Annotated in this window: 15 protein-coding genes; 7 read left to right on the top strand and 8 right to left on the bottom strand. The window is 61.8% G+C overall.

All coding sequences use genetic code 11. The features are described from left to right. Positions 1–216 precede the first annotated feature (216 nt). The 3 genes from HYT87_16025 to HYT87_16015 all read right to left on the bottom strand — a co-directional run bounded on the left by HYT87_16025 (position 217) and on the right by HYT87_16015 (position 3,039). On the bottom strand, positions 217–672 hold the full coding sequence (locus tag HYT87_16025; protein MBI2061247.1) for a universal stress protein: 456 nt from the start codon (positions 670–672) through the stop codon (positions 217–219). A 154-nt stretch (positions 673–826) separates the two neighbouring features. Continuing rightward, complete coding sequence (locus HYT87_16020; GenBank protein ID MBI2061246.1) at positions 827–1,525, bottom strand: Crp/Fnr family transcriptional regulator; 699 nt, start codon at positions 1,523–1,525, stop codon at positions 827–829. A 266-nt stretch (positions 1,526–1,791) separates the two neighbouring features. Further along, positions 1,792–3,039 (bottom strand): TIGR04053 family radical SAM/SPASM domain-containing protein, encoded by a 1,248-nt coding sequence (locus HYT87_16015; GenBank protein MBI2061245.1) that lies wholly within the window; start codon positions 3,037–3,039, stop codon positions 1,792–1,794. A gap of 205 nt (positions 3,040–3,244) precedes the next feature. Here HYT87_16015 and HYT87_16010 point away from each other — a divergent pair, with 205 nt between their 5' ends. After that, positions 3,245–3,931, top strand: coding sequence for a transposase (locus tag HYT87_16010; protein ID MBI2061244.1), 687 nt, complete (start codon positions 3,245–3,247; stop codon positions 3,929–3,931). Positions 3,932–3,955: 24 nt separating this feature from the next. Here HYT87_16010 and HYT87_16005 read toward each other — a convergent pair whose 3' ends face one another. The 4 genes from HYT87_16005 to HYT87_15990 are packed head-to-tail and all read right to left on the bottom strand — an operon-like array spanning position 3,956 to position 10,758. Continuing rightward, on the bottom strand, positions 3,956–6,976 hold the full coding sequence (locus HYT87_16005; GenBank protein MBI2061243.1) for a carboxypeptidase regulatory-like domain-containing protein: 3,021 nt from the start codon (positions 6,974–6,976) through the stop codon (positions 3,956–3,958). A gap of 46 nt (positions 6,977–7,022) precedes the next feature. Further along, the gene (locus tag HYT87_16000; protein MBI2061242.1) at positions 7,023–7,448 is read right to left on the bottom strand and encodes an arsenate reductase ArsC; all 426 of its coding nucleotides are present in this window, start codon (positions 7,446–7,448) and stop codon (positions 7,023–7,025) included. 47 nt (positions 7,449–7,495) lie between these two features. Further along, positions 7,496–9,943, bottom strand: a complete 2,448-nt coding sequence (locus HYT87_15995) for an MMPL family transporter (protein ID MBI2061241.1) — start codon at positions 9,941–9,943, stop codon at positions 7,496–7,498. Next, complete coding sequence (locus HYT87_15990; protein MBI2061240.1) at positions 9,940–10,758, bottom strand: SDR family NAD(P)-dependent oxidoreductase; 819 nt, start codon at positions 10,756–10,758, stop codon at positions 9,940–9,942. Before HYT87_15990 ends, HYT87_15995 begins: the two co-directional genes overlap by 4 nt. Positions 10,759–10,816: 58 nt before the next feature. Between HYT87_15990 and HYT87_15985 the strand changes: the two genes are divergently transcribed. After that, positions 10,817–12,256, top strand: a complete 1,440-nt coding sequence (locus HYT87_15985) for an amidase (GenBank protein MBI2061239.1) — start codon at positions 10,817–10,819, stop codon at positions 12,254–12,256. Between the two features lie 49 nt (positions 12,257–12,305). Here the strand turns inward: HYT87_15985 and HYT87_15980 are convergent, their stop codons facing one another. Beyond that, complete coding sequence (locus HYT87_15980; GenBank protein ID MBI2061238.1) at positions 12,306–13,424, bottom strand: saccharopine dehydrogenase NADP-binding domain-containing protein; 1,119 nt, start codon at positions 13,422–13,424, stop codon at positions 12,306–12,308. A 98-nt stretch (positions 13,425–13,522) separates the two neighbouring features. On the opposite strand from HYT87_15980, the gene HYT87_15975 reads away from it, so the two are divergent. The 5 genes from HYT87_15975 to HYT87_15955 all read left to right on the top strand — a co-directional run bounded on the left by HYT87_15975 (position 13,523) and on the right by HYT87_15955 (position 22,325). Next, positions 13,523–14,740: an alanine racemase gene (locus tag HYT87_15975; protein ID MBI2061237.1), complete on the top strand. Its 1,218-nt coding sequence runs from the start codon at positions 13,523–13,525 to the stop codon at positions 14,738–14,740. Positions 14,741–14,750: 10 nt separating this feature from the next. Then, positions 14,751–15,812: a membrane dipeptidase gene (locus tag HYT87_15970; GenBank protein ID MBI2061236.1), complete on the top strand. Its 1,062-nt coding sequence runs from the start codon at positions 14,751–14,753 to the stop codon at positions 15,810–15,812. Between the two features lie 6 nt (positions 15,813–15,818). After that, positions 15,819–17,843: a hypothetical protein gene (locus tag HYT87_15965; protein ID MBI2061235.1), complete on the top strand. Its 2,025-nt coding sequence runs from the start codon at positions 15,819–15,821 to the stop codon at positions 17,841–17,843. A 110-nt stretch (positions 17,844–17,953) separates the two neighbouring features. Further along, positions 17,954–21,388: a hypothetical protein gene (locus HYT87_15960; GenBank protein ID MBI2061234.1), complete on the top strand. Its 3,435-nt coding sequence runs from the start codon at positions 17,954–17,956 to the stop codon at positions 21,386–21,388. Beyond that, positions 21,375–22,325 carry an alpha/beta hydrolase gene (locus tag HYT87_15955; protein ID MBI2061233.1) on the top strand — a complete coding sequence of 317 codons (951 nt, stop codon included), beginning with the start codon at positions 21,375–21,377 and terminating at the stop codon, positions 22,323–22,325. The genes HYT87_15960 and HYT87_15955 overlap by 14 nt, the downstream gene beginning before the upstream one ends. Positions 22,326–22,328: the final 3 nt, after the last annotated feature.

The following is a 22,328-nucleotide window of genomic DNA, read 5'->3' as shown; positions in this document are numbered from 1 at the left end:
GGAGCATCTTCAGATGCTCCCTCTTGTCGGGAGGGTCTGAAGACCCTCCCCTACTTGCTCCCTCTTGTCGGGAGGGTCTGAAGACCCTCCCCTACGCATAAGGACCAACATAAACCTTTCAAAAAATGGCAAAAGTCGAGCTAAGGTCAGGACATTGGGGAAACGGGGTGGCCGTCCGAAATGGGCGAAGGAGACCCCGGACCCCGTCGGGCGGGCCTAGAGCTCTTCGAGGATTTCTTCGGGGATGTTTTTTCGGAGAGTGAGGACGGGGCACGGGGCGAGGCGGAGAATTTTCTCGGCCACGCTTCCCAAGAGCAGATGTTCGATGCCGGTGCGGCCGTGTGTACCCAGAACGATCAAATCGGCACGGAAATCTTTTGCGCTCCGGAGGATGGCTTCCGGAGGCGAGCCGCTGGCAACGCGGCTCTCCACTTTCACGCCCGGCGCCCGGACCCATTTCAATTCCTTCCTCATTTGATCGAGTGCGCCGCGGCGAACCTTTCCGCGCGTGAGGCGGGCGGAAACCAAGTAGGGCAATCGCTCGAAATAGGGGTCGATCACGTGGAGGAGGAGGAGCTTGCCCCGACTCTCCTTCGCGAGGTCCAAAGCCATTTTTTCCGCCATGCGGGAGAAGGGGGAGAAATCCGTGGGAACGAGAATGTTGTCGAACATCGCGGCCATCCTAGCAAATGGGGAAACCGTCGGCAATCGGCCATCCGTTTTCAGTTGTCAGTTCTCAGTCAACAGTTCCGAGGGGTCTGGCGCGCGACTGTCCAAGTCGCCCCTTTCCCATACGGACCACTGTGGACCGACAACTGTTGACTGCTCAGTGAACCGGTTGCGCCGTCTGTTCGAGTTTGGCCGATTCCAGAATCATGATGGCCTTTCCCTTTAGGCGTATGAGACCTTTCGATTCCATGTCCTTGAGGACCCGGATGGTCGTTTCGAGAGCGAGACCCGCCAGGTCCGCCAGATCCTGCCGCCGGAGCATGGGGAGCATTACCGGCGCATGGCCGTTCGGTTTTCCGGGCTGGGACGGTTTGGCCGAGTTGAGGATCTCCGCCACGCGTCGGTAGGCGCCGTGGAAGGCCATCTTGAGCGCCTTGTCCTCCGCTTCTCCCAGTCGCTCGGCCATCTTGTGAATCAGCTTCAGCGTGAGGGCGCTGCTTTGGCGAATCAAGGCGAAGAAGGATTGCTCGTCGAGAAAAGCGACCCGTGAAGGTTCGATGACTCCCACGGAAGCCGCGTACGTCTGACCCAGGATCAGGGAACGATAACCGAGGAGCGCGCCGGGTTCTTCGATCCGAACGGTGAGTTGGTGGCCGGACTCATCGCACTTGAAAACCTTGGCCCTCCCCTCGCAGAGAAGGTAGATCCCGTGGGGTTCGATCCCCTCGTAGAGAATAACCTGGTTCTTCTTATAACGATTCGTCACCAGGCGGCGGCTGATGCTCTCCCGCGCCGGACCTTCGGCCCCGGAGAAAAAGCAGTCATCCTGGATTCGGCAGCCTTCACAGTTTGCCATGGTACCTCCCATAAGCAGCTTTCAGCTTTCAGCATTCAGCATTCAGCCATCAGCTTCTCGGTAACTCGATCCTCCCAAGCTGAACGCTGAAGGCTGATCGCTGACAGCTTCGTAAGGCAACCCCCGTGCCAAGGCTGAGCATGAAATATTGACTACCGTCAGTTTTGTCCTGTGTTTTCAGAAGGTTGCCGAAGGTCAATATTCGTGTACACCGGTCCTCTCGAAAATGGGAACTGTTGTGGACTTGGTTTATCTCAGATTGGAAATCAGGATGCGGCAGGGGGCTGATAGATGCAGCGCGGTTCGGCGGCGAAGGGATCACCGGTGTAGGCGAAGGAGCGTGAACGCGAGCCTCCGCACCACTGCCTGAAGTTGCACTGCCCGCACTTCCCCTTGAGTTTATCGGGGTTGCGGAGATCGCGAAATGTGGGGTGATCGCGGTATAGATCCACAAGGGATTCCCTGCGGACGTTTCCGACGCGCATCGGAAGGAATCCCGACGGGAAGACGTCGCCCGTGCTCGAAATGAAGACGAAACCTTTGCCCGCGTTGATGTTGAGCGGCGGGCGGACCACCCCATCCTTTTTCGGCTTGATGTGTGCCTCTTCGACGATGCGGTCCAGGTCCGAGCGCAGCTTGAGGTACGCTGGTCCCACCGCCGGCGGCTCGCCGAGCTTGGGCTCGCCCCTCTCCGCCGCCATGCGTTGGAGCACTACGCGTTTGAAATGATGCCCCTCCGTGTGTTTGGCGGAAACATACTTTGAGCAGTCGTACAGAAAATTCATCGCGTCCTCGTACTGCTGCCCGGTGAGGTCGTCCGTCTTCTTCGCGCGACCCATCGGCACGAGGAAGAACAGGCTCCACGTCATCGCCCCCTTGCTCTGCACGAGCCGGAAGATGTTCGGGAGATCGAGGAGGTTTCTCCGGTTGACCGTCGTATTGATCTGCACGGGGAGGACGATCGAGTTGCACACATCCCAACCCGCAAGGGTCTTCTCGAAGACACCGGGGACACCGCGGAAGGCGTCGTGGGCATCAAGCGTGGAGGCGTCGAGCGAGAGCGAGATCGATCCGGCGCCGGCCTTCTTCAGCCGCGTGAGATTTTCTCGTGTCAACAGCGGCGTGCCCGCAGGCGACACGGCCATGGTGAGCCCGAGATCGCGGCCGTATTTCACCAGATGGAACACATCGGAGCGCTTGAACGGGTCGCCCCCGGTCAGAATCACGAGGGAACGCGGCGTCCCGAAGGTGGAAATCGTTTTCAGAAGCGCCTCACCCTCCTCGGGGGCGAGCTGATTCGGGAGGCCGGCGGGTTCGGCCTGGGCTCGACAGTGAACACAGGAGAGATCGCAAGCCCTCGTGATTTCCCAGATGACCATGAACGGCGCATGGTCGAAGCTCACGGGCGGCTGGCGGAGGATTCCCTTCGGCGCCATCTTGGATCCGGCTCCAAACCTGACCTTTCTCGCCGATGCCGCGGAGACCGACTCGGCCTCGGCACCTGTTTGGCTCATCTTGTCTCTCGCATACGCCGGGCAGGATGCCATCCGATTCGCCACCAAAACATGACGGCGGTCAATTCATGTGGACTCCCCGGGTCGTCCTTATATATTCGGTGACAGTATACTCTATTTGCTTAACCCCCGCAGCAGGATGATCGGTGACAGTATACATGAATAGCTCTTGACAGCGGCCGCGACCCGCCCTACGATCCGCCTCATGTCGCGATTGGCTCGCGTGGTCGTCCCTGGTGCCCCTCACCATGTGATTCAGAGAGGGGTCCGCTCCATTCAACTCTTCCATTCGGACAAGGACCGTTTGATCTACCTCGATCTCCTGGCCGAATCGGCGTCCCAGCACAATTTGGAAATCTGGGCGTGGTGCCTGATGACCAACCACATTCACTTGCTCGTCGTGCCCGGCCGTGCCGATTCCCTGGCGCGGGCGATCGGCGAGACCCATCGCCAGTACACGCTTCGAGTCAACCTCCGGGAGGGTGTTCGAGGCCACCTCTTCCAGGAGCGATTCCATTCCTTCCCCATCGAGAAGGACCGACATCTTCTGGCCGTGGCGCGGTACGTGGAGCGAAACCCGGTGCGGGCGGGGATGGTGAAGCGCGCCCAAGACCACCGATGGTCCAGTGCCCGGCATCATGCGACGGGGGAACCCGACCGCTTGGTAAAGTCCAGCCCGTTCCGCGAAATGGAATCCGATTGGGCGGCGTTCCTGAAGGGCGAAGAGAATCCCGCCGAGTTGGAAGGGATTCGCACGAGTGGACGGACGGGTCGCCCCTTGGGTGACCTGGTCTGGGTCAGGCGGTGGGAGAAGAAGCTCGGGCGGGTCCTCCTCCCGCGCAAACGCGGCTGGCCGAAGGGCCGACCGCGCGGCCGACGGGCCAAGAAATAGAGTATACTGTCACCTTTAATTCCCCTACTTGATCGTCTGGGCGATCTTGACGAGGGCCCAGAAGTCGGCTTCGGTGGCCTGGCGTTTGGCGGGATTCACGCGGGCCAGAACTTCAGGCGCCCAGCGGGGCGGGGCTTGGCGCGAGACCATCGGTTTCCAGCCTCCGCCGTTCACGTCCACGAAAACCGGATTGGTGAAGGCGAACGGAGCGACCGAATCGGTCACCACCGGATACAGATTCCCTTCGCCACTGACGAGCGCAACGTAGTAGCTGTCCTTCTGCGGCGCATCGGTGAATGTTACGGTCGCGACGTAGCGCTTGTAGTCCGCCCCGCCTTCCGCGCCCGCTTGAAGATCGGCATCGGTGAGCTTCACCTCCTGCGTGGCCAGCGGTTTCGGTGATTGGTCGTTGGTCTTGCCCGCCGCGGGGATCGTATCGGTCACGTTTGAGATCAAATCCACCTTGTTCACCTTGAACCAGGCGGGGGTCTGAACTTCCACAGTGAACGTGATTGTCTGTCCACTTCCGCCGGACGCGAGGGTATCGCCCGTTTCCACTTTCTCACCCTTGGCGTTCGCGGCGTGAAGTCGCACGAAGGGACCGTTCGTTCCAAAGAGCCGGTGCGCGTTCGTGGCCGCCACGAAAGCGGCTTCGTCAAACGGGCTGATCTTGTCCTTGCCCGCTCCGACGCGGATGTAGCTCCGCGGAAAGCCGCTCTGAGTCGCGCGCCACTGATGCGTGTCGGACACCGCCGTGCCGGTCGTAACGACGCCCCGGTTGATCAAACCCAGCCACCAGTTCGCGCACACATTGAATCGCTTGGCGTCGAAGCCGTTGTATAGCTCGATGGCGTTGAACTTCTCGCTTAGGAGCTTGGTGTCGGCGGACGTGGAACCCTCCGGATCGGCCATTCTGAATTTGGACGGTTTCTCGGCCGTCGCGCCGGATTTCACGTCAAGCAGGATGTATTTGAAGTAGCCCCAGTCCGGGTGATTCACCTGCACCACCTGTTCCCCCGGTTCCGCGAGGAACTGCTCGAAGATCGCACCGGGATGCGCGCTCGGCCCCGTTCCTCCGCCCCAATCGAACGCGCCACCGTTGATGCTGCCCGCTTTCACCTGCACGGGAAACCCGTTGAAATGGCCGTAGTCGAACGTGGTGAGTTCGTTCCCCACGATGGTGGCGAGATACGACCCGGCGTTCAGGTCCTTCACCGTCGGTGCAAAATCGGTCACATAGTCGTGATCGGAGGAGACGAGGACATCCACGCCTTCCCCGAGAAAAGTGATCACCCGCTCGAGGTTCGGCACCGGGCTGTCCGGCGAATTGATCGCGTGGACGTGGAAATCGCCCGAGAGGTATTCCGACGTGTCGACCACCTTCGCGAGGGTTGCCGCGACGCTTTTCGTTTCGCCCTCGGCAAGGGTGAGATCGTAGCCGCCGGACTTGCTCACGTCGCCGTTCCAGCGGAAATCGTTCGGCCAGAGGGAGTACGTGATGCCGCGGGAGACGACCACTTTGTAGGTCCCAGGCGCGACGGCCACGGTGGCCTTTCCCGAATTGTCGATGAAATCCTGCTGGAAGATCGGGTCGCCGACGGAGTCGTACGAGATGTCGCGCAGTTGGGAGGATTTCTCTTCCGGACAGGTGTCCGCACAGAGGAAAGAAACCTTTCCGGGGAGCGCCGTCCCGCCCGGCGAGGCGATATTTACGCTCACCTGGGTCAGCTTGGAGAGGACCACTTTTCCGGCGGTGACCGCTCCTGGACTCACGGTCACTGAACCCTTTTGAGTGACGAGCCGACCCGGGACCTGGGCGGACAGGGAGTACGTGCCCGCCGGGAGCGTGCCGCTGAACTTGCCGCTTGCATCGCTGAGGAACTGCGTAACCGCGGCGCCGAGATTATTGATTGCAGAAACGCGAACTCCGGCCAGCGCCGATCCGCTCGAATCGGCGACCGTTCCTTCAACCTGGCCGGTCGGGATCTGGCGGGCCGAGTAAAGGGCATCGGTCACGGTGCTGAGCGAGCCGGTTCCCACGGCGACCCATCTCTCGTAGGAAGCCGTGCCGCCTGCCGGAACGACCAGGGCGCCCTCGGTGGAGGCTCTGAGCGGCGGTGGAGAGAGCAGGGTCTGGATGACGTTGACGGTGCCGATGACGGTGCCGGCCACTCCGCTGATGGCCAGATAGGCCGCGTTCTCCTTGCCGTCCTTGAGCGGTGGAGCATACGCGTACGAGGACTGTTTTCCGCGGAAGCCGAGGAAATTCATTTTCTCGGGGATGGCCGTTTTGTAGCCGAAACCCGCGAGCGTGGACGAGGGGTTGAAGAACTCGACCGTCCCGCCGCTGTCGAGCAGATCGCCGGCAAGGAGGATCTGATCGGTGGACCCTTCATTATGAATCGCGGTGACGAATCGCACCGCGGAATCGCCGGGCTTCAGAATGTAGTAGTTCGTGATCGTGAGCGGCATATCCTCGTCCGGATTGACGGGGAGTGAGTCCCCCAGGCCGGGGAGATACGAGGACACCACGGAGCGGATGTTGAGGTAGTCCAGCACTTCATCCGGCCCGGTTGCAGCCACCACGGCCGCGCCGCCCTTGGAGCCATCGCGAACGACCTCCACGGTTTTCGCATCCACCGTCCGCCCCAGATTGAAGAACACGGAGATCTCGCCGATCACGTCCTGTCCTTTTCCATCGCTTCGCACAATGTCGCCGTCGATGATGTTGCCGCCGAATGGGCCCGGGCCGATGTTGCGGTCCGGCTGTTGAATGATGACGCGGATCTTGTCGTTCTGGAGGAGGGTGTCGCCCACACGTCCCTGGGCCGCCTCGCCGCCGATCAGGTCGGATTCGGAGGTGATCTTCTTCGCGCCGGCCCCGGTGCCCTCGGTCGGACCAATCAGTTTGTCGAGGTCAAACTCGACGCGTACCGAGCTTGCGGATTTGTCTTCCGAATCGGAGCAGGTCCACAGCGCCACGCCCATCGCGGCGGCAACGAAAACAGCTCCAAAAGCAATGGAAAAGCGGCTTGATCTTGGCATGTGATCACCTCCAGAGGGGTGATGCTACCGCCAACGGCACGGAGCGTCAAACAGCGCGGGTGTCGCGCAGGAATATACGGATGCGGCGGGCGAGCTCGTCGCGGACGCGGCGGAAGCCTTCGATCGGCGTGGTGCCCGCTCCCACGGGATCGGGCAAAGGCCAGTGCAATCGCTTCACTTCCCCCGGCAGGACGGGGCAGACCTCCTCGGCGCAGAGCGTGATCACGGTGCCCACCTGATCGAGCGGGATAGAGTCGATTCCCTTCGATCGATGCGACGTGATGTTGATCCCGACCTCGCCCATCGCCTGGATAGCCAGCGGATGAACGATGCTCGGGTGGGAACCGGCGCTGAAGACGGGGCGATCCGGCGGCCCGGCGTGAGGCCGGCCGTACTCTCGACGTTTTCGGCGGACAGGACGTCCGCAATAAGGGGGAGAGTGCGCGAGATCGCGGAACCAGCCCTCCGCCATCTGGCTCCGGGCGGAGTTGGCCACGCAGAGGAAGAGAACGGCTTTCTTCAACGCCTTGGCTTGAGAACGAATGGCATGAGAGCAGGCAGGAGGAACAGAACGGCCAGCATGACGAGCGAGATGCCGAGACCGCAGGTCACCGCGAGATTGGACGCCGTTTTGATCTCGGAAAAGGCCAGGATCAGAAATCCCGCCAGCGTGGAGGCTGTGGCCATGAAGAACGAACGGCCGACCGTCTTGGTGGTGGCTATCATGGCCTCATCGAACGGTTGCCCTTCCCCGATTTTCGCTTTCACGGAGGAAAGCACGTGGATCGCGCCATCGACGCCCAGACCCAGGGTGATCCCTCCAAGGAGAACGGTCCCAAAGTCGATCGGGATGCCGAGGAAGCCCATGAGCCCCAGCGCAAGGGCGAGTGGAAAGAGGACCGGCACCATTCCGATCAGCGCGATCTTGGCCGAGCGAACGGAGATCGTCAGCAGAATAAGCACGGCGATGGACGCGATGGCAATGCTTTGTTTCTGGCTTGAAAGAAGGAGCTGCTCCAGGCGTTTCGTCAGAATGGGATAGCCCGTCTGGATGGCCTCGAATCCGGCCATCCGGACGGGTCCTCCGCCCTTCAAAATCGGTTCGACCACGCTCCGCGGCACTCTGAAGAGCGTGCCCGCGCCCTCCCTTTCCAGAGCGCCCAGCCGTTTCAGAGTCTCCGGGTAGCCGGGCTCCGGTCCGCGCAGGAGCCAAAGCCTTTCCTGCTCAATCCATCGAACGGCGGCGTTGCGCACCAGCGGCCCCATGTTGCCGGGAAGGAGTCGTGTATCCACTTCAACCCAGGGTTCGGACATCTCGGACTTGAGATAGTCCGCCAACACATCCGCCAATCGGCCGACCTGCTGCGTATCCACCGCCCGCACGTACCCCAGGACCAATCCGTGCTCGTGCTCGGGATCGACCAGTGACTCGACGTAGGGGTCGCCTTCGAGAAAGAAATACATCGCGTGCGCCTCCCGCCCGGTGGCCGGTATGCCGTATGAATCGGTAAGGAGGCGCCGAGTTTCACCCACGAGGCTCGCGGGAGAAACCACGCCGCCGACTTCCGGAAGGTTCCTCAGGAAATTCTCCGCGCGCATCATTGCGCGAAGCGTGATCGGATCCGTGAGATCGCCCTTGATGTAGAAGAGAACGGGATACGCCCCGGTGAATTCCTTGTTAAGAATCTCGCCGGCCTTGAGCGGAGGCGAATCGGGAGCCAGAATTTCCGAGATCGTCGTTCTCGTCTGGAGCTTCCGCATCTGGGGGATCATGATGGCGCCGGCCGCCACCGACGCGAGCAACAGGCTCCAGCGATGACCCAGGCACCAGCGCATGACTTTCTCGCTCACCCGCGTCCACCCGGCCACATTGTTCGATTCGGGAGCGGGAGCGATCACCTTCGGGCCGAAGATGGCCGGAACGAATCCCAAGCTCACGATGAAGCCGATGGCGAGTCCGATCGAAACGGAGTATCCGAAATCCTTCAGGACCCAGATGTCCGTGGTGGTGTAGGACATGAGCCCCGCCACGGTGGTAAGGCAGGAGAAGAAGAGCGGATTTCCAAGGGCACGATGGATTCCCTTGGTCGTGCCCTGCTGTCGATAATAATTGACCGAATAGACCGAGTAGTCCGACGCCGTGACGAGCAGGATGAGCATGACACCGGGTGTAAGCACATTGATCGTTCCGCCCGTGAGAGTTTTCAGGCCATAGAGCCAGAAGATACTGATGAGGGCGCCCACGATGGGATACGGCACCCACTTCAGCTTCTTGAATCCGAGCCAGAAAACAAGGACCATCGCGCCGATGGCGTAAGGCACCAGACCCTTCATGTCCTTTTGGATGTAGACATCGGAAAAATGGGTGTAGGCGGGGTCCCCCGCCAGATAGTAGGGGGCGGACAGCTTCATGCCGTCCAGGATCTTGTAAAGTTCAGCGGCCACGGCGACGTCGTCGGCCTCCGCGTCCAGCGAGACCACGACGGTGACGTAGCGCGCGTCGTTCGAAACGAGCGTGCCGCGGTACAGATCGTTCGTCAGAACGTCTCGCCGCACGGCGTCGATTTGATCGCGCCGGCGGAGACGCTCGATGAGTCGCCCGGCGTGGATGGTTTCGCCCTCCAGGCGCAGATCGATCGCGTTCGTCAGACTGAGTGTGCGAGCAACGCCTTTGACCTCGGCCAATCGCTGCGTCACACGCTGCAACGTTTCCAGCGAAGACTCCGAAAACGCATCCCCTACATCAAGGAGAACGACGGCGACCGTATGGGCGGAGAATTTCGCTTCGACCTCTTTGTACGATTTGACGACACTGTCATGCTCGGGGAGCCACGCCTCGAAATCGTTGTTGGTCTTCGTGTGGTACGAGTAATAGCCCAAAACGGCGGTGAGCACCGCGAAGATCGCGAGGACGGCCCACCGGAAACGGATGAGGAGGGCTTCGCTGCGGTCCTGGAAATCTCTCATGGTTTTCGGTTCAGCCCGAAGTTGACCCGCGTGCCCCACTCGACCAGCGGTGCGGGCAAGACCGCTTTAAGCACCGGAAGAACTTTGGAATCCAACCCCACCCGATGGCGCAACTTCGGATTGGATCGCTCCAGGATGGCCAGGATCGTCTGGGCGACCGCTTCCGGACCCGGACCTGATTGTTGGGAACGGCGCGTCACCGCCACGGCAGAGTTCCGATGGGCGGAATACGCATCGAGGCGTTGGGCGGCCTCTCTCATGGCATCGGTGATCGGAGTCTTGAAGAAACCCGGTTCGACGAGTGCTACGCGGACGCCGAACGGCCGGACTTCGTTGCGCAAAGTTTCCGAGTAGCCCTCCAAGGCAAACTTCGTCGCCGTGTAAAAGCCCGAGAAAGGACTGCTCATGAGTCCGGCCAGCGATCCCACGTTCACGATGGTTCCCTCTCGCTGCTTCCGCATGATGGGAAGAACCGCATTCACCATGCGGACGACGCCGAAGAAGTTGGTTTCGAACTGAGCCTTCGCCTCCTCCAACGAAGTTTCTTCGAGCGCGCCGACCAATTGATATCCTGCGTTGTTGACCAAGGCGTCGATCCGGCCGGCGCAGTCGAGAACCGATCGGACGCACGCGGCCACGGATTCATCGGAGCAGACGTCGAGCTTCAGCATCACAAGGGCGCCCGTCGGTGAGGATGATTGCGGTTTGCGGCTCGTCCCGAACACTTTGAATCCCCTCTCCGCCAGCAGCTCGGCCGTCAGTTTCCCAAATCCGGACGACGCCCCGGTAATCAACACCACTTTCGCTTCGTCCATTTTTCTTCCTTGCAACAAGGGGTAGACATCGCATAGAACGGCATGGAAGGAAAGCCGTATGGACGATCTTTTGAAGGCATCAGCGCTCACGTTGGCCGACATGATTCGCAAGCGCAAAGTCAGTTCCGCCGAGGTCGTGGACGCCCACATCCGCCAGATCGAGAAGGTCAATCCCGTGCTGAATGCCGTCGTCGGAAATCGATTCGAGGAGGCCCGAAAAGAGGCCAAAGAAGCAGATCGCCGGGTCCGCGCCTCCGATGGAAAGGCCGCGCCCCTCCTCGGCGTTCCCTGCACGATCAAGGAATGTTTCAGCGTGGAGGGATTTCCGCGGACGGGCGGGCTGTATTCGCGGAGGAACGACATTCAGAAGAGTGATGCGACCACGGTGGCCCGACTGCGAAAAGCCGGCGCGATTCCGTTGGGCATCACCAATGTTCCCGAACTCTGCATGTGGATGGAGACCCACAACACCATCTACGGGCGCACGAACAACGCTTACGATCCAAGGCGAATCGTAGGCGGAAGCTCGGGAGGCGAAGGCGCGATCATCAGCGCGGGCGGCACGCCGTTCGGGCTTGGCTCCGACATCGCGGGATCGATTCGGATGCCGGCGTTTTTCAACGGCGTGTTCGGGCACAAACCGACGGGCGGACTCGTGCCGGGAACAGGCCAGTTCCCTATCCCTTCCAATGAAGCGCTGCGCTATGTGACGACGGGACCGCTGGCCCGAAAGGCGGAGGACCTCATGCCCGTTCTGCGAATTCTGGCGGGACCGGACGGAAAAGACTCTGAGTGCAGGCCGTTCAAGCTGGGTGATCCGACGAAAGTCCAGATCAAGGGTTTGACCGTCCTCAACGTGGAGAACAACGGAATCCTGAAGGTGAGTCCGGATCTCCGCGAGGCGCAGGCGAAATGCGCCGAGCACCTTGCCCAGCGCGGGGCCAAGGTCCGCTCCACCCGGTTCGAAGGCCTCAAGAAGACACTCGAGATATGGGGGGCGATGCTGAACGCGTCCGGCGGACTGACCTTCACCGAGATGCTCGGCGATGGAAAACCTTTCCGTCCGCTCCCTGAACTGATCAAATCTTTAGTCGGTCGATCCAAACATACATTTCCCGCCATCGCTTTGGCCGCGCTCGAACGCATTCCGAAATGGATGCCCAAGAGAGCGGAGAAAGCTCTTCAAATCGGTCGCGAACTCAAAGAGGAGCTCAAGCGTGAACTCGGCCCGAACGGAGTGATGCTCTATCCGTCGTATCCGTTCCCTGCTCTGAAACATCGCGTTCCGATGCGATACCCGTTCCACTGGTTGTACACGCCAATTCTGAACGTGATGGAGATGCCTTCCACGCAGACACCCCTCGGACTGAACAAGGCAGGACTCCCGCTCGGTGTTCAAGTCGCCTCCCTCCCCGGCCACGATCATCTCACCATTGCCGTCGCCCTCGAACTCGAACGCGCCTTCGGCGGCTGGGTCCCGCCGAAACTCGCCGTATAATCGGTGACAGTATACTCTATTCGCAGGTAATAAAGTATACTGTCACCGATTATGCTAACGGCTGGGTCATGGCGAGGTCGGCATAGGCGAGTTGGCCGCGGTCTTTCATGCGGCGGATGAAATCCTGCGGATCGAGGCAACCCTCGGGCGCGTAGACGCCGCCCTCTTTCGTGAGTAGCTTTTTCTCTCCCAGAAGTTGCGCGCCGATGGAGAGAGACAGCCCCGTAGCCTCTCGCATCTGACCGATGCCGCAGAGCATCCGGTGCTCCTCCTTGCCTTTCTTCTCGCCCCAGACATCGATCCGGATGGCACCCCAGCCCGGCTCCTTGTTTTTGTCCATGCCCTCCAACCTCAGTAGCAGCCGGACCGTGGCATCGGTCACCCGCTTGTTCAGGAAGAGACCGGCGCGCGCGGGCCACACCAGAAATTCGGCCCCTTTGCCGTAGCCCATGTAGAACCCCACTTCTTCGATGCCGTAGAAATAGCGCGGAACGGTGTACGGCTCGCTGTGCCCCATGTTCCACAGCTTGACACGGCCGTACTTCGGAAACTCGACGATCTTGGACCGGCTGCATGCGCGAACCGTGACTTTCCGTCCGCCTCTCCAAGCCACCACCTTCCCCGTCATGATGTGGAGCATGTGGCGAATGACCGCTTCGCCTCCTCCGGCGTCCAAAGGCTGGTAGACGTAGATTTCGGCTTTCTTGATCCGGCCGACTTCTTTGGACATGAACCGGACGCCTACATTGGACAAGCCCGGACTCGCCCCCAAGCCCGTGAGGACGGTCACGCGCTTCTTCCGCGCATCGACGTCGAAATCCCGGAACACGGCCTCGGCGGCATCCGCCTCGTCACAAATGCTCGCGTAGTTCACTCCTGCCTCGATGGCCGCCCGCACGAGCTTCGCTTCGAACATGAAGAACGGTCCGAGGGCGGAAGCGACCACGTCATGCCCCTTCATCGCTTTCACGAGCGCCGTGTGGTCGTTGGCGTCAACCGCCTTGACCTCGACCTTGGCCGATTTTCCGGCCAGACTGGATTTGATTTTCTCCGCGGCGGCGGCATTCCGGTCGGCTATCGTGACCCGTGCGACTCCTTTCGAAGAAGCCAAGTCCTCCACCGCGCGGCTCCCCATGTCGCCCGCGCCACCCATGACAATGATCTTCATAGTGCGGCGATGCTAGCAGGGCCTGATCGTGGAGGCCAGCGGAAATGATGCCCCTGACGTATCCTTTGGCCCGTCAATAGGATAGGCTTCGCCGTCGGATGGCCACCGAAAACCGCCGGGACAAATGGGAGCGGTTCCGACGCGTCGTCGCCGATGAACCCCTCAGCCTTGCGCTCGTGGATCTTGGGGCGTTCGAGTCCAACGTGGATCGCCTGGCGGGCCTCGCCCGAGCGGGCGGCAAGACGCTCCGAGTCGCCTCGAAATCGTTCCGATGCGTGGATCTTCTTCGACGGGTGCTCAACCGAGGCGCAGGCGCCGTGAAAGGCCTCATGACGTACACCGCCGCCGAAACCGCCTTTCTTGCGGAGCAGGGTTTCACCGATTTCCTCCTGGCCTATCCGACGGCTCGGGCGGACGACGCGGACGTCCTCGCGCGTCTGAACGGATCGGGCGTTCCCGCCGCCGTCGTTGCGGACTCACCCGAACAGCTTGCCGCCCTCAGCGCGGCAGGACAGCGGGCCGGGGCCACCATCCCCCTCGTGGTCGAACTGGACATGGCATGGAGGCCTCTGCGCAGCCGGATCCACATCGGTGTTCGCCGCAGTCCGTTGCGCTCCCCCGAAGAGATCGCCGAGTTCGCCGCCCGGCTGAACGAATCCCCCCATCTCCGATTTCACGGCCTTATGGCGTACGAATCTCAAATTGCCGGGGTGCCCGAAACCGGTTCAGCCTTGCGGCGAAAGCTCGTTCGCGCCATGAAACGCGCGTCACGGCGCCAGGTGGAGGAGGCGCGGCATCGCGTGATCGAGCGGTTGAAAATCCTGGGATTGACGCCGACCGTGGTGAACGGCGGCGGAACGGGCAGCCTGGAGTGGAGCGCGAACGATCCCTCTCTCACGGAGATCACCGCGGGCTCCGGGTTTCTGGCGGGTCACCTGTTCGACCACTATCGCGGACTCTCGGTGGATCCCGCCCTCTTTTTCGCCCTCCAAGCGGTTCGACGCCCGGCGCCGGGGATGATTACTTGTCACGGTGGGGGCATCATCGCCTCCGGCGAACCGGGTCCGGATCGACTCCCGCTCCCCTGGCTCCCCGAAGGGTTGCGGCTCCTTCGGCGCGAAGGAGCCGGCGAGGTTCAAACGCCTCTCCTGGTGTCCGGAGGGTTGAAACTCCGCCTGGGCGATCCCGTGTTCTTCCGCCCGGCCAAGTCCGGGGAACCGGCCGAGCACTTCGGGGAATATCTCCTCGTGCGCGGCGACCGCTTGGAATCACGGTCCAAGACGTACCGTGGTTTCGGGAAGAGCTTCCTCGGATAAGAGGTCCCGCTTGGTCGAGACTCCGGAGGATCCCAAAGGCGCCGCAAGCCGGCTGGGAATATCCTTGGAGGCCATCGACCTGATTCACTCTTCCGACGTCATCGATTTGCACGTGGATTCCTTCATCTGGTCCCGGGTCTTTGGGTACGACATTTCCAAACGCCACGGGCGGGGGATTCTCGGCGGCCGATATTACAGTCAGGTAGACCTCCCCCGGCTCACGGACGCGGGAGTCTCCGGCGCCATCTGGTCCATCACCACAAATCCGTTCCGCCGCGGCTCCCAACGGTCCCGCATCTTCGGCAGGAACCTCGCCCGCATGAAAGGTATTCTGGCCTCGCACCCCGACCAAGTCCGCTTCGTGCGAACGGCGGGAGAATATCGGGAAGCGAGGCGGTCCGGTTGCCACGCCGCGTTCCTTGGAGTCCAGGGTGGAAACGCCTTAGACGTCGGGAATACTCTCGATGGCCCGACTCCGCATGAGATTCTGAAGGTCACGCTCGTTCATCTGGTTGATTCATCGCTCGGCGGGACGAGTTCGCCGCTGGGAAACAGAAAACGCGCCGGTCTGACGCCGGCCGGACGCGAATTCGTAAAACGGCTCGATTCCCTCCGGATCTTCGTGGATCTGGCCCACATCCATCGCACCGGATTTTTCGACGCCGTTCAAACGCACGATCGCTCGCTGCCTCTCATGGTCAGCCATACGGGGACAACGGGGGTTCTTCCGCACTGGCGGAATATCGATGACGAACAGATCCGCGCCGTCGCGGAAACGGGCGGAGTGATCGGCGTGATGTACAAGACGGCCTTTCTCGGCGCACCGCCGAGGGCCGTCCGCTCCGGCCACGTGGTCGACCACTTGCAACACCTTATCGACGCGGGGGGCGAAGACACGGCTGCGCTGGGTAGCGATTGGGACGGTTTCATAGAAACGCCCCGCGACATGCCCACGTGCGAGGAGTGGCCGAGACTCGTCCAAGCCATGCTGGACCGCGGATGGAAAGAGGAACGAGTTCGGAAAATCCTCGGAGGGAATGTCCTCCGTGCGATCGGCTCGCTCAGAGGGTGACGGCCCGTGAAGCGATACCTCCTTTTGTTGTTCGCCTCGGCGCATCTGGCCTGCGGCGCGAAGGCCGGGGGGTCGGGCGTGCGCGCACGGATGGACTTCGAGCGAACCGATTCCTTTTACTCGGCGCCCTTCCCCAGCGACGATCTTCTCCAGGCCGATGGCGCGATCCGGCTTGAGGGTTTCCCCAACCCGGCGGGAATTCCGCTCGTGCGTCAAGCCGCCCAGTTGATCGCGCGGGACAATCGCGGTTTCGCCCTCAGCGGCGCGGTGTACTTTTCGTTCACGGGGCCCCTTGGCACCACCCATCTGCCGACGGTTCTCGAAAGCATCGGGCCCGACGCGACGATCTTCCTACTCGAATGGGGAGGTGGGACGATCGCGCGGTCGCCGGTCGAAGTCACCTTCAACGCGGATGGCGGACCGTTCGGCGCGCCCAATCTTCTCTCGATTCTTCCGGTCCAGGGATTCCCCTTGAGACCGAACGCCGCCTACGCCGCCGTGGTTCTTCGACGGACCGGTGACGCGGAAGGCAGGACGCTCGGGCAGCCGTCCGAACTGGAGGAGATCACATCCGGCCGGCCGCCGGCCGGGATGGGAGAGCGGGTTTTCGCTTCCTATCGCGCGGCTCTCAAGGCGTTGAACGGAGACGGGGTGGCCACACGCGATATCGCGGCACTGAGCGTTTTTACCACCGGCGATCCCGCGACCCAGATGGCCGCCTACGTGAAGGACGCCGTTTCCAGGCCCATCCCCGCGCCGACCGGACCCTTTGTCCAAGCTGAAGTTTTTGATGACTACTGCGTTTACCACAGCACCATCGCCATGCCCGACTACCAGCAGGGTGTTCCGCCCTATGCCACCGAGGGGGGCGGATGGGAACTGGACGCGCAGGGACGTCCCATCCTCCACGGAGTCGAGGAGGCCAACATGGTGATCACGCTTCCACGCGCGCCGATGCCTCCCTCCGGATTCCCTACCGTCGTTTTCATCCGCACCGGCGGGGGGGGGGACCGGCCGCTGGTGGACCGCGGCCCGCAGGATTTCCCCGGGGCGGACGCGCGTGTGCCGGGCACCGGTCCGGCGTTGCATTTCGCCCGCGCAGGGTTTGCGGGGATCAGCGTGGACGGCCCGCACGGCGGACTGCGCAACGTCTCCCGCGGCGACGAACAATTTCTCATGTTCAACGTGCTCAACCCCGTGGCCCTGCGAGACAACGTGAGGCAGTCGGCGCTGGAGATCGCGCTCGTCGCCCATGTTGTGGAACGACTCGAAGTGGACGCGTCCGGCTGTCCCGGACTTGATTCGGCGGGAGTCAGGTTCGACGTTGAGCGGTTGGCGCTCATGGGCCATTCGATGGGCGCGACGATTGCGCCCCTGGCCATGGCCATGGAGCCCCGCTACCGGGCGGCGATCCTGAGCGGCGCCGGGGGAAGCTGGATTGAAAACATCCTGTACAAGCGAAAACCGGTCGAAGTCCGGCCGATCGCAGAGGCGCTTCTCGGATACAAATCGGCAGGGCGCGCCCTTGCGGCGGGTGATCCCGTGCTCACGCTGGTCCAATGGGGCGCGGAGTCGGCCGACCCGCAGGTCTATGCCCGGCGCATCGTGACGGAGCCCGCGCCCGGCGAAAGGCCGCGCCACGTTCTCATGCTTCAGGGCATCGTAGACCACTACATCCTCCCCCGGATCGCCAACGCCCTTTCTCTGCCGCTGGGGCTCGACCTCGCCGGCGAGGAGCGAGACGGGCCGGGTCCTCCCGATCTCATCGGCCAGACCCCGCTCTCCACGTATCTCCCGCTGACCGGGCGTTCGCACATCCCCCTTCCTGCCGCCGGCAATGTCGAAATTTCCGGTGAGCGGGTGACCGCTGTGGTGATTCAACACCCCGAGGATGGATTGGAAGACGGGCATGAAGTTGTCTTCCAGACCGAAGCTCCCCAATACCAGTATCGCTGTTTCCTGGATTCTTTCCGGCGGGGGATTCCACGGGTTCCCGCGGGCGGCCCGGCCATCGGACCCTGCGGCGATTGACGGCCTCCCGGCACGGGGCATGTGAACCGTTTTCAAACGGAGCCTGACGCCCACGCATCCCGCCCGATTCGCCTCGCCAGGAGGATTCCGGATGTATAGAATGGCGGGTCATGCTGACAAGACGTGACTCGTGGCTCGTCGCTCGTGGCTCGTGGGGAACGATCCTATTGGCCCTCGCGTTGATGCTGTTTCAATGCGCGGGCGACGGTCCAAGAGGGATCACGGCCACCGTGCATACCGGCGGGCCGAAGGTCGTGTGGGATCTGTTCAAGAAACCCCTCCCGGAAATCCCGGTTCCCAACAACATCGCGACAAGAATCGATCCAAGTTCGCCCACCGGCCGGCGCGTCACCCTCTCCCTCCTCGCCCCGACTCAGATCGAGCGTCGCGTTCGCCGCCAGGCCGCCGAGCTTACAGGCTTCAGCATCCTCGGCCCGATCTACGTACAATTCGATCGGCCGCTCGACCTCGCGCCTTTTGTGCTCGCCCACTGGCCGCCCAATCGCGATTTCTCGGATGATTTGGTTTACCTCGTCAACGTGGATCCGAAATCAAGTTCGTTCGGCCAGCCGGTCCCCCTGGATGTCGGCCAAGGAAATTTCCCGAACGTGATCGACAGCGACCGCGGCGCCGGCGGCGGCGAGGCGCCGTTCGGTCTCTTCGAAAACGATCCGCACAGAACATCGAACAATCTTTTTTTTGAAACCGTGGACGAGGACGTGAATTGCAACGGCTCGCTGGATGCCGGCGAAGACACCGATTTCGACGGAGTGCTGGACAAACCCAACATGATCCGCGATTCCGTCATCCCCCAATGCAGTCCCACAGGGCGACCTGCCGCTCCCGTCGACCAAATATTCAAGGAAGGCTGCACCGTCGTCTCCTATGAGTCCGAGTCGGGCGCTTGCGTCCCCAAGTGCCGGCCGGAAGAATGCCTCATGACGTTCTATGAGCGCGAAACGAACACACTGATCGTCCGACCGCTCATTCCCCTGGAACAGGAAACGACCTACGCCGTGGTGCTGACCACCGGAATCACGGGCGAAGACAGCAAGCCCATCGAGTCGCCCTTCCCCTTCGTCAATGCCGCCACGCAGACGGACGACCTGCAACCCCTCGCCGACTTCATCAGGGACGGAAAGTTGCCCGGCATGGCGATGAGCGACGTCGCCTTCGCCTGGACGTTCACCACCCAAGCCGTCACCCGCGAGATGGAAGCGATCCGAAAGGGGATGTACGGCAAAGGGCCCTTCGCCTGGATCCAGGACCAATACCCGCCCGACATCCACGTCGAACGGATCTACGCGGACAGCGCCGGCCGCGAAAATCCCTACCTCCTGCCGGCCGCGGAGCTGGACAACCTCGTGGAAAACTACGGAAAGGAACTCGTCGGCCAGCTCATCGGCACCGGAGCGCCGTTCGTGGAAGAAGTCCGGAAAAGTCTCAAGTACACCGACTACCTCGTCGCCGGTTTCGTGGACACGCCCTATTTTCTCACGGACAAAGACGGCATCGGCGAGCCGTCGCCGGATCCGAACGTCAACCCCCTCTATCCGGCGGACAACGATGAATCCTTCGACATCGATCTTCGGACCGGCCGCGCCACGGTGGGGCACAATCTCATTACCTTCGTGTGCGCCGTTCCCAAGCGCAGACCGGGTCAGACGGGGCCGATCCCTCTCGGCCTGCATTCCCACGGTTACACGCTTCATCGAATAGAGGGCATCGGCTTCGCCGGCGTGATGAACCGTTTTGGCATTGCGTACTGCGGCGTCGATTCCGTGGCTCACGGCCTTTTCAAACCGTCCAAAGATGAGGAGGCCCTCGTTCGAAACGTCATCCCCAAAGATTGGCTGCCCCTGCTGGACGGCGTGTTCTTCAAGGGCCGCGCGCGGGACCTCAACAACGACGGCATCGCCGATTCGGGCGGCGATTTCTGGGGCGTGGATCTTTTCCATACACGCGACACCGTCAGGCAGACGGGCGTGGATTTCTTCCAACTCATTCGAATGTTCCGGAGCTGGGACGGCAAGGCAATGATGGACATGGACGGCGATGGAACGAAAGAAACACTCGCGGGCGATTTCAACCGCGACGGCGTCGTGGATTTCGGCGGACCGCTGGCGGACGGCGCGAAATACTATATGGACGGCTGCTCGAACGGCGGGATCATGACGGCCTACACGCTCGGCCTCGAACCTGCGTTCGTCGCGGGGATTGCAAGTTCGGGGGCGGCGGGCCTGACGGACGTGGCAGCACGAACGACGCAGGACGGCGTCGTCGAAGCCGTATACCTGCCGCTATTCGGTCCCATCATCTCGGGCACACCCGACCCGGCGGACCCTTCCACGATCGAGGTCAAGTTTGTTCTCACGGATGTGAACCGTCGCGTACAACCGGTCTTTCTGAGAACTGACAAGATCAAGGCGGGCCAACGCATCGAACTCCACAATCTCAGGAACGGCGAGTGGGATCGCGCCGTCGTGAGCGGGGGCGGACGGTTCAGGCTGGCCGCGGCCGCGGACGCGCTCGACGCCACGGAAAAACGCCACCTCCTCGGCGATCTCGGAAAAGGCAAGCCGCCCGACACGGTGCCGGATCTGAATGACGACGAACCGCTCCTGTTCGGTGACCCCCTCGAAATCCGGCTCTGCCGCACCTCGGATGCAGACGAGACTTGGAACGATTCGGAACCCTGCGCGGACTTCGAACCGATCAACATGACAACGAACACGTTTCTCTTCCAAGGCGCGCGGTACATGGCCCGCAGCCGGATCGCCGCGATCACGGAGGGATTGGGCATGAAGCGCAACTCGCCCCGCATCCGGCGCTTCTCCGCCATCTCACAAGTCATCCTCGACTCGGGCGACCCGGGCGGCTCCGCGCCCCATTACTTCAAGGACCCGCTGGATTTCTCGTATGACCGCGAGGTCACGGACCCGATTCAGCGCATTCTCGTTGTCGCCACCGATGGCGACACCGCCGTCCCCGTCAACACCGGCATCCATATCGCCCGCTCGGCAGGCATCATCGACATCGGTTACCCCACTCCCCGCCGCACGTTCGCCTATAGCGGAAAGGCCGACCGCGTCGAAAACGACCTCATCGTCGAGCATTTCGCCGCGGAGGGAGTTGAGCGGCTCCGGCGCTTCGCCGGCCCGCCCTGGAATGATGCGCGAAAGATTCTATTCGACCTGGACGACCTCGATGAAGGAGCCGACCGATGGGATGCTCAGGAAACGGGCCGGAAGGACGCGGACCTCGACGCCCCCGACCTCCGCACGGAGGGACTCGCGCCCCTTCGCGTCAAAGTAAATGTAGGCGACGTTCAGCCGGGAGCCTCCGGCGTCTCCGGGTTCCGCCTCCCCTACCTCAGCGATCACGGCCAGCACTGCTTTCTGCCGTCCGACCCGAATAAAGATTTCAACCTCGACAACTACATCGTCCAACAGATGGCCCGCTTCGTCAGCACGGACGGCCGGGAACTGCTTGACGATTCGTGTCTGGAGAGCAACACTTGCGCGTTCCATGATGAAAACCCATAGCGAGCCGCCCATCGTCGCCCCGATCGAGGTGAAATACCCGATCGAGTCCCGATCCTTCAGCAGCTACGACGGCACCCGCATCGGGTACCACGTCACGGGCCGGGGGAAAATCCCCCTGGTTGTGGCCAACGGCCTCGGCGGCAATTGGGTCCCATGGAAATTCTTCATCGATTACTTCGGCGACCGCTTCCGCATTTACATTTGGGACTACCGGGGGCTGTACACCTCCCAGCGCCCGAAGGATTTGTCCACCCTCTCCGTGCCCAATCAGTGCCGCGACCTGGAGATCCTCATGGAAAAGGAGAACATCCCTCGCGCCATCTTCGCCGGGTGGAGCATGGGCGTCCAAGTCTGCTTCGAGTACTACCGTGAGCACGCGGATCGGTTCAATGCCATCGTGGCCTTCTCCGGGGTGGACGGAAAGCCTTTCGACTCTTTCGTCCAGAACGTCCGCCTTCGCGCCACGCTCCCCCGATTCATCACCCTTCTCGAACGGATGGGCGGCCCGCAGAAGAAGGCGATGGACTGGCTCCTGAAGCAGGATTGGGCCTTCGACGGGATGAAACTCCTCGGCATTGTCGGCAAGACCTGTGCCGAAGAAATCTTCCGTTCCGTGGCCGCAGAATTCATCAACATGGATTTTGAAGTCTACTACCGAACGCTGAATCTTCTCGGGGAACATGACGCCGGCGACGTGCTCCCGGACGTGAAAGTCCCGGTGCTCATCGCTTTCGGCGACCACGACAACATGACGCCCGCGAGTCGAGCGATCAAGATGCACAAGGCGATCTCCGGCTCCGAGCTGATGGTCATTCCGAATGGAACGCACTACGTTCCCATCGAATTCCCCGACTGGATCAACCTGCGCGTCGAGAAGTTCTTTCAGTCCCACGGCTTGATCCGGGGACAGAAGAACGGCCGCAGACCACCTGACTGAGCG

The sequence above is a fragment of the Nitrospirota bacterium genome, assembly GCA_016180645.1.
Classification (GTDB): Bacteria; JACPQY01; JACPQY01; order JACPQY01; family JACPQY01; genus JACPAV01.
Note: the sequence above shows the minus strand (reverse complement) of the source record. Positions and strands in the feature narration are given on the sequence as shown.

Coding starts and splice junctions, on each gene's coding strand:
- HYT87_16025 (MBI2061247.1), bottom strand. CDS start 672: ATGTTCGACAACATTCTCGTTCCCACGGATTTCTCCCCCTTCTCCCGC.
- HYT87_16020 (MBI2061246.1), bottom strand. CDS start 1,525: ATGGCAAACTGTGAAGGCTGCCGAATCCAGGATGACTGCTTTTTCTCC.
- HYT87_16015 (MBI2061245.1), bottom strand. CDS start 3,039: ATGAGCCAAACAGGTGCCGAGGCCGAGTCGGTCTCCGCGGCATCGGCG.
- HYT87_16010 (MBI2061244.1), top strand. CDS start 3,245: ATGTCGCGATTGGCTCGCGTGGTCGTCCCTGGTGCCCCTCACCATGTG.
- HYT87_16005 (MBI2061243.1), bottom strand. CDS start 6,976: ATGCCAAGATCAAGCCGCTTTTCCATTGCTTTTGGAGCTGTTTTCGTT.
- HYT87_16000 (MBI2061242.1), bottom strand. CDS start 7,448: ATGGCGGAGGGCTGGTTCCGCGATCTCGCGCACTCTCCCCCTTATTGC.
- HYT87_15995 (MBI2061241.1), bottom strand. CDS start 9,943: ATGAGAGATTTCCAGGACCGCAGCGAAGCCCTCCTCATCCGTTTCCGG.
- HYT87_15990 (MBI2061240.1), bottom strand. CDS start 10,758: ATGGACGAAGCGAAAGTGGTGTTGATTACCGGGGCGTCGTCCGGATTT.
- HYT87_15985 (MBI2061239.1), top strand. CDS start 10,817: ATGGACGATCTTTTGAAGGCATCAGCGCTCACGTTGGCCGACATGATT.
- HYT87_15980 (MBI2061238.1), bottom strand. CDS start 13,424: ATGAAGATCATTGTCATGGGTGGCGCGGGCGACATGGGGAGCCGCGCG.
- HYT87_15975 (MBI2061237.1), top strand. CDS start 13,523: ATGGCCACCGAAAACCGCCGGGACAAATGGGAGCGGTTCCGACGCGTC.
- HYT87_15960 (MBI2061234.1), top strand. CDS start 17,954: ATGCTGACAAGACGTGACTCGTGGCTCGTCGCTCGTGGCTCGTGGGGA.
- HYT87_15955 (MBI2061233.1), top strand. CDS start 21,375: ATGAAAACCCATAGCGAGCCGCCCATCGTCGCCCCGATCGAGGTGAAA.